Here is a 7,443-nt window from a genome sequence, read left to right as displayed (position 1 = left end):
TCTATAGATTTAGCAGTATCTCTTTTATTTTTCAAGAAAATAAGTCTTGCAAAATCCGCACTTTAAGGTACAATGGGAATGAGCTGCAAAAACAGCATTATATAAAAACAACAACGAAACCATAATGAAGAAAAGAGGTACCTTATGATTTCAGCAAATAACATCACACTAAGAGTTGGTAAAAAAGCTCTGTTTGAAGATGTAAACATCAAATTTACAGAGGGCAACTGCTACGGTCTCATCGGAGCTAACGGAGCCGGAAAATCCACCTTCCTTAAAATCCTTTCCGGTCAGCTTGAACCCACCAACGGAGATATTGTCATTACTCCGGGTCAGAGACTTTCTTTCCTGCAGCAGGATCATTTCAAATATGATACTTATCCCGTACTGGATACAGTCATCATGGGAAATGCAAGACTGTATGATATCATGAAAGAAAAAGAAGCCATTTATGCCAAAGAAGACTTTACAGACGAAGACGGCATCCGTGCAAGTGAGCTGGAAGGTGAGTTTGCAGAAATGAACGGATGGGAAGCAGAATCCGATGCCGCAACCCTTCTTAACGGTCTTGGCATTGAAACGGAACTTCACTACACTTTAATGTCAGAGCTTACCGGAAGCCAGAAGGTAAAAGTTCTTCTTGCACAGGCTCTTTTTGGAAATCCTGATATCCTTCTCCTTGACGAACCTACCAACCATTTGGATCTCCCGGCTATCGAATGGCTGGAAGAATTCCTGATCAATTTTGAAAATACTATCATTGTAGTATCCCATGACCGATATTTCCTTAACAAAGTCTGCACCCATACTGCCGACATTGACTATGGAAAGATCCAGCTTTATGCCGGAAACTATGATTTCTGGTTTGAATCCAGTCAGCTTCTGATCAAACAGATGAAAGAAGCAAACAAGAAAAAGGAAGAAAAGATCAAAGAGCTTCAGGAATTCATCTCCCGTTTCAGTGCCAACGCCTCCAAATCCAAACAGGCAACATCCCGTAAACGTGCACTTGAAAAAATTCAGTTGGATGAAATGCGTCCTTCCAGCCGTAAATATCCATATATCGACTTCCGTCCCAACCGTGAGATCGGAAACGAAGTACTTATGGTAGAAAATCTTTCAAAAACCATTGACGGCGTAAAAGTCCTGGACAATATCTCCTTTACCCTTGGACATGATGATAAAGTTGCCTTTGTAGGAGCAAACGAACAGGCTATCACCACCTTCTTCAAAATCCTTATGGGCGAAATGGAGCCGGACGAAGGAAATTATAAATGGGGTGTGACAACTTCTCAGGCATATTTTCCAAAGGACAATACAGCCGAGTTTGACAATGATTTAACGATTACAGACTGGCTGACACAATATTCCGAGATCAAAGATGCTACTTATGTCCGCGGTTTCCTTGGACGTATGCTCTTCCCCGGAGAAGACGGTGTAAAACGTGTCAGAGTTCTTTCAGGTGGAGAAAAAGTCCGTTGTCTCCTCTCCAAGATGATGATCTCCGGCGCCAACATTCTTCTCCTTGACGAACCTACCAACCATCTTGACATGGAATCAATCACAGCCTTAAACAACGGTTTGATCAAATTCCCGGGAGTTATTCTTTTTACTTCCCACGATCACCAGTTTGTACAGACCACAGCTAACCGTATCATGGAAATCCTTCCTGACGGCAAGCTGATCGATAAGATCACTACCTATGACGAATATCTGGCAAGTGATGAAATGGCCAAGAAACGTCACGTCTATACTATGAATGAAGATGACGCAAACGACAACTGATATTCAGGGCAGACGAACTGATCTCTACTGAATTCCAAAAAAACAGCAGCCACCACTTATACTGTGATGTCTGCTGTTTTTCCGTTTGTAACTTCAAGTAATTTTTCCATAGGCACTTTCAGAGTCAGACCAATTCTTCCTCCGCTGACATATATTTCCTGAAACTGCTCTGCCGAAGAATCAAAGATCACCGGATACTGTTTTTTCATTCCCAAAGGACTGCAGCCCCCTCTTACGTATCCCGTAATCTTCAGGATATCTTTTACATGGATCATATCTACCGCTTTCTCTCCTACAGCTCTTGCAGCAGCTTTTCTGTCCACTTCTTTTTCAATAGGTACCACAAACACATAATAGGCACCGCTTTTTCCCTCCATTACAAGGGTCTTAAAAGACTGTTCATAAGGTGCACCAATAAGATCTGCACTGTGACATCCATCAATAAACTCGTCACACTCATAAGGAAAAGCCTCATAGGACACCTTCTTTCGATCCAGCATCCTCATAGCATTTGTTTTAGCCTCTTTTGCCATTGCGTCCTTCTTTCCGGGATTTTTTCTCTCCATACTTTTTCCATGGGAGAATACTTTCCCTGTCTTCTTCTTCCATCATTTCTCTTAAAATCTCTTCATCCAGTTCATCTTCGTCAATCAGATCCAGTTCGTCATATAAATCTGCATCATCATAAAACTCCTCATTGTCGCTAAAATCTTCATCATACAGATCTGCATAAAAAGAGTTTTTCTGATGACTGACGGAAGAATGATCGTACCGGCTTCCTCTCCGTTCTTCCCTTCCTGAAAAATCCGGATTTTCCACCCTGACGGTATATGTTTTTTTCTTAGAAGAATTTTTTGGATAGGGTCTTCTTCCGTAAGAGTCATCATATGCATAAGAATCCAACGGAAGATCAAATTCTGGTTCTGATTTTTTACGCGGCCGATAAACAATCGTTTTATCTGAGTCAAGCCCGTAATATTCTCCGCGTTTCGTTCGCTCCTCACCAACCTGAATATCCACAGGTCTTTCTCTTCGGGAAGAATTTCCTCTGGGACGAGATTCCATTTTTCTCAAAGGCTCTCTGTAAACATAGTCGTCTTCCTGTTCTTTTTCCACGGACTTCTTCACCTTTTTCTTTACAGGCTTCGCATATTCTTCCTCTTCTTCATACTCATCTATGTATTTCTTCTTATTCGTAGCAAACTGGATCAGCATTCCCAATGCCGCAAATGCTGCACTAAGACCAACCCCATAAGGAAATTCCGCAAGTCCCCCCAACTTTGCCAGAGCCATTCCTGCCATAGCTCCTCCCAGAAGACTCGTTCCGGTAATGATCACTTCCCTTGCCCACTTTATTGCAAGACTTCCAATCCCTACTCCTGCAAGCAGGCACACAAAAAACATCAGCGAAGTAGTTGGATGCAGCACATAAACAGCAATGCCAAGTCCAAGGCCTGCACCCATTACAAAAATGCCGGCTTTATAACTTATAAATACAATGATCGCCAGAACCGCTCCTACTCCTGCTGCCACTGCCAGCTGCATGGCCGTGTCCCATATTCCCATTAAAAACGAGGCACCATATCCCAGGCCTGCTCCTATCACAAACCCAAACAGCATCATCCAAAACCGCAGCAGACGGTACCCCAAAATACAGTTTATCACACCAAATACCAGCAAAACTCCAAATATAATCATCTGAATATCTGTTAAAGCAGATGATGTTCGAAGTCTTTCTATAATATCCATACCTCGAAGCAAGATATCCAGAATAGCATTCATACTCTTTTCCTCCATCACACAAAATCAAAACATAAAATACATGGTCTTCATATTTTCAAGAAGGCCATAATGATATTCCACTGAATTCATCCCGTACATTTGAAGATAATATTCAGCTATATGATTAATATAACTTTCCTGGATCCATTCCCTGTAAGCTTCATTATACGCATCCTGACTGCTGAATTTAAACCGAACCACTGCCGCACCATTATCCAGACGCATCTGACAATATTCATATAGATCCTGTCTGTCATAATTCTCAAAGCATCCCTGATTTAAAACATAAAAATTTTTATCAGTTGCCGTGCACTCCGGCACAGGAAATTCCGATGATGCAGTATATATGCGCTCATATTCTTCTGGAAAAGGACATAAATAATCATACATGGTGGTCTTATGTTCCAGCAGTTCCACCGCGTCTCCCTCCAAAAACTCCGGCTGATCTCCGTTAGTGGCATCTACGTAATAATATTTTCCATCAAGACGCACAATATTCCACGCATGCCCCTCTGTACTTCCGGCCGTATCTCCCTCCACATAGATACAAGGAATGCCAAATCTCTCCAAAATATACTGAACGGCCCTTGCATATCCGGCACAGACCGCCTGTTTTTTCCAGAACACTCCTGCAATATTCTGATCATCCTCTGTAGAGACATAATCTACAGTATCGATCAGATACGTATATACTTCTTTGATTTTCTCATAATCATCTGTCATATCTGCAGTTTGTACACAGATTTCCTGAAACGCAGTCTCCATTGAATGCTGGATTTCCTGCATCTCCTGTTCAGTATATGTATAACCTGGTGAAAAACTGCAGTAATCTTTTCCCGGATATGAAGTCCGATAAACAGGCTGACGATTATGAATCCAAAACAGTTCCGGGTGATCTTTCAGTATTCCATGGTAGACTTTATCAACCAGAGCTTCATCTGCTGTGGTCAGATAAAATTCTTCTTTCCGCTGCCGAATCCCCTGAAGCATTTCTCTGTACACTCTTTTCTCTTCGTCCGACAAAAGAGAAAAATAGTATTCCTGATGTCCCTCATCCGTCTGTGAAACGTTCTGTTTTCTAAGCTTCTGCACTTCTTCCGGTTCCGGATTTAACAATGTTTCTGCAAAATTCAGTACCGAATTCTCATCTTCTCCAATCCATTTATCCCTATATACACAATAAGATGCAAAGCATAAAACTGCCAGGAGCAAAACAAGAATCAAGAATCCTTTGCCCGGAAATCGCTTTCTCTTCATCTGATTCTCCTTTTTGAAAAATCATGCCCATGCGGCCGTATTCCAATCCGCATGGGCATATTTTTTATCTCTATAGATATCTGCGATCAGTCACTGAACACAATCTCAATATCATCCGTTTCCGGTTTTCCCGGAAGAATTTCCGAAGTTCCATAGACAGAAACATTCTGGTCAAGGATTGCCTGCAAAGTATCTGTCACTTCAACATTCCCATTGTTCCCGCTGCCGTCAGAAAGGGCAGCATTACTGTTATCTGCAGTATCCTCAAAAGTAACGATAACGTCGTCATCTCCGTCACCGGAAACAAAGATTTCTTCTGATTCCGTATCAGCTGTATCCTCCTGAGTGCTTCCGGAAGTAAATTCTGTATCTGTTTCCTCAGTTGGCGTAAAGCCGTCCGGAACTTCTGCATTATCTGCTGAGGATCCATCACTGAGCATCTGTGCCAGTTCTTCTTCTGTAGGATAAAAATCCGGCTGTCGGATATACCGGAAACTTGCACCGTATGCTTCTCCCACTGTTACACCATTTTTGCTGGAAGAACAGTGAACTGCGATCCAGTCTCCTGCATCCGTCTGACCGCAGATAATACCTACATGATTATTGCTTCCTGCCTCCGGTCCGCTTTGAAATACCAGGTCTCCCGGCTGCGCATCCTGCTCACTTACCACATTGGCATTCAGCCATTGAGCAGATGTTCCGTCACCAATCGTTTCCTGCATATTCTGATCCAGATAGCCATTGATCACTGCCCAGGTAACAAAGCCGCTGCAGTCCAGTCCGTAAGCCCTTACTGTTCCTGTGCTCGGGCTGCCCTCTGCAGATACTTTTTCCGCATTTCCCCAGCTGGAATCTTTACCGATCACTGTTGATTTGCCGCCCCAGAAATAACCGACCTCTCCCACAAGAGAATAAGCTGCCGTAATAACGTTCACTCTCTCCTCCGACACATTTTCTCCTACACTCTGGCGCACAAATCCTTTTGCGTCCGTAACAACAGCACACAAAAGTTTACAGTCTGTCTCTACATATTTTTTCAGGATTGCTCTGTCTTCCTGTTTGATCTTATTTTCTTTTATGTAATGATTGATATGATAATTTCCATAAGAAACATGTGACGGCTGTTTTTCATCTCTTATAAGCGGATTCAGTTCGGCAAAAATTTCTGCAAGATCATTCTTGGCACTGCTGTCAAGTTGGAATTCCGTCACGCCTTCCTGACTTTTTTCATATACATAAACAGCAAGAATATCCTGCCAGTTTCTTACAAGAAGTGAGTCTGAGGAAGAAGTCAGTTTATTGCTTCGTGAATCACTGGAGTCCGTAAGTTTATTTTTTTCTTTGTACTCTTTTTCTATCTCATCCATTACAGAAGAAAAATCTTCGGAAAAAGAAAGCTGATAATTATTTTTCAAACTATCCAGATAAAATTCACGGCCTGCATGAAGATTGGCCACCATACTGCTGTAATATACCGGTGTTCCTTCCCTTCCTGTTTCTGTTCCGTCAGAAATATCCGTCTGTTCGCCGTCGGTATTATTATTTTCTTCTTCCTTAAGTTCAGCTATCTGTTTTTCCATCTGCTCTAGCTTTTTATAATTTGTCACAAGCTTTTTCTGCTCTTCTGTAAGCTTATCATATGCCTTACGCAATGCTTCTACCTTTGGCTGATGTTTTAATGTGATTTTTTCTTTTGACAGCTGTTCAATCTCATAAATCAATTTTTCCACCGTCTGATCACCAGGAGTCGGTGTTGGAGTCCCTGTAGGTCCCGGTGTTACAGTCGGTCCTGGTGTTACAGTTGGTTCCGGTGTCCCTGTGGGCTCAGGAGTCGTTGTAGGAACCGGCGCTTCCGTAGGAACAGGCGCAACAGTCGGTTCCGGTGTCCCTGTGGGCTCAGGAGCCGTTGTAGGAACCGGCGCCTCCGTAGGAACAGGTGCCGTTGTCGGTACCGGCGCCTCCGTAGGCGCAGGTGCCACTGTCGGCAATGGCACAGCAGTTGGCTCAGGCTCTGCCGGTTCCTGTGAACTTCCATCTCCAATATCCAAAAGTGCGGTTCCCTCAGCACCGTCTGCCGTTACAGATACCGGTGTTGATAAAACCGTAGCTGATATCAAAGTAATACATAAATATTTTGTAAGATATTTGTTCTTCATTCTGGTAGAATAACTCCCTTCTAAGAACATATCTTTATTCCCCTACATAAAGGTATGCCTTCCTAGATGCTAAATGCTTACATATAACCTTTTTCATTTTAGCACACAGTTTTTCCAAAATCAACCGCCGGAGTTTACACCCCGGCGGTTTTAGCATAAAATTCATATTTTTTTCATACTTACATAAATTTAAAAGGCTGGCATCTGTGTCAGAATCAAGCCCGTACAAAGCTGACATACTCCCTGAAATACCTGTCCGCACACATTTAAGATATATCTGATATCATCTGTGATATTTCTTTCTTTTTTCAGATATGTCTCATGCTGCGTCTTAATATATTCTATAATCTGTCCGAAATTGCCAAAAGAAATTGCCGGGTCTGTATATCTGTCCGCTTCCCCGTTCCTGATATAGCTTTTCAGTCTGTTTTTTAATTCTTTTTCATAACTGTTATGCTGCACT

General features: G+C 42.4%; 5 protein-coding genes and 1 pseudogene. 1 reads left to right on the top strand and 5 read right to left on the bottom strand.

All coding sequences use genetic code 11. The features are described from left to right. Positions 1 to 144: 144 nt before the first annotated feature. Positions 145 to 1,785 (top strand): ATP-binding cassette domain-containing protein, encoded by a 1,641-nt coding sequence (locus RDS42_RS10140; RefSeq protein WP_308783561.1) that lies wholly within the window; start codon positions 145 to 147, stop codon positions 1,783 to 1,785. Between the two features lie 56 nt (positions 1,786 to 1,841). On the opposite strand, the gene ybaK is transcribed toward RDS42_RS10140, so the two are convergent. The 5 genes and pseudogenes from ybaK to RDS42_RS10115 all read right to left on the bottom strand — a co-directional run. Then, positions 1,842 to 2,318: a Cys-tRNA(Pro) deacylase gene (gene ybaK / locus RDS42_RS10135; RefSeq protein WP_308783560.1), complete on the bottom strand. Its 477-nt coding sequence runs from the start codon at positions 2,316 to 2,318 to the stop codon at positions 1,842 to 1,844. Continuing rightward, entirely contained in the window at positions 2,302 to 3,567 is a 1,266-nt protein-coding gene (locus RDS42_RS10130) for a DUF4203 domain-containing protein (RefSeq protein WP_308783559.1), read from the bottom strand. Before RDS42_RS10130 ends, ybaK begins: the two co-directional genes overlap by 17 nt. 24 nt (positions 3,568 to 3,591) lie before the next feature. Beyond that, positions 3,592 to 4,824 carry a transglutaminase domain-containing protein gene (locus RDS42_RS10125; protein WP_308783558.1) on the bottom strand — a complete coding sequence of 411 codons (1,233 nt, stop codon included), beginning with the start codon at positions 4,822 to 4,824 and terminating at the stop codon, positions 3,592 to 3,594. An 86-nt stretch (positions 4,825 to 4,910) separates the two neighbouring features. Beyond that, entirely contained in the window at positions 4,911 to 6,980 is a 2,070-nt protein-coding gene (locus tag RDS42_RS10120) for an NlpC/P60 family protein (RefSeq protein ID WP_308783557.1), read from the bottom strand. A gap of 189 nt (positions 6,981 to 7,169) precedes the next feature. Continuing rightward, positions 7,170 to 7,443, bottom strand: a pseudogene (locus RDS42_RS10115) (hypothetical protein); the annotation flags it as partial.

Source organism: uncultured Blautia sp. (genome assembly GCF_902497045.1).
Taxonomy (GTDB): domain Bacteria; phylum Bacillota; class Clostridia; order Lachnospirales; family Lachnospiraceae; genus Blautia_A.
This window is presented reverse-complemented; position numbering and strand designations above follow the sequence as displayed.

Excerpts from the sequence above, each read along its gene's own strand:
- RDS42_RS10140 (WP_308783561.1), top strand. The coding sequence starts at position 145 with ATGATTTCAGCAAATAACATCACACTAAGAGTTGGTAAAAAAGCTCTG.
- ybaK (WP_308783560.1), bottom strand. The coding sequence starts at position 2,318 with ATGGCAAAAGAGGCTAAAACAAATGCTATGAGGATGCTGGATCGAAAG.
- RDS42_RS10130 (WP_308783559.1), bottom strand. The coding sequence starts at position 3,567 with ATGAATGCTATTCTGGATATCTTGCTTCGAGGTATGGATATTATAGAA.
- RDS42_RS10125 (WP_308783558.1), bottom strand. The coding sequence starts at position 4,824 with ATGAAGAGAAAGCGATTTCCGGGCAAAGGATTCTTGATTCTTGTTTTG.
- RDS42_RS10120 (WP_308783557.1), bottom strand. The coding sequence starts at position 6,980 with ATGAAGAACAAATATCTTACAAAATATTTATGTATTACTTTGATATCA.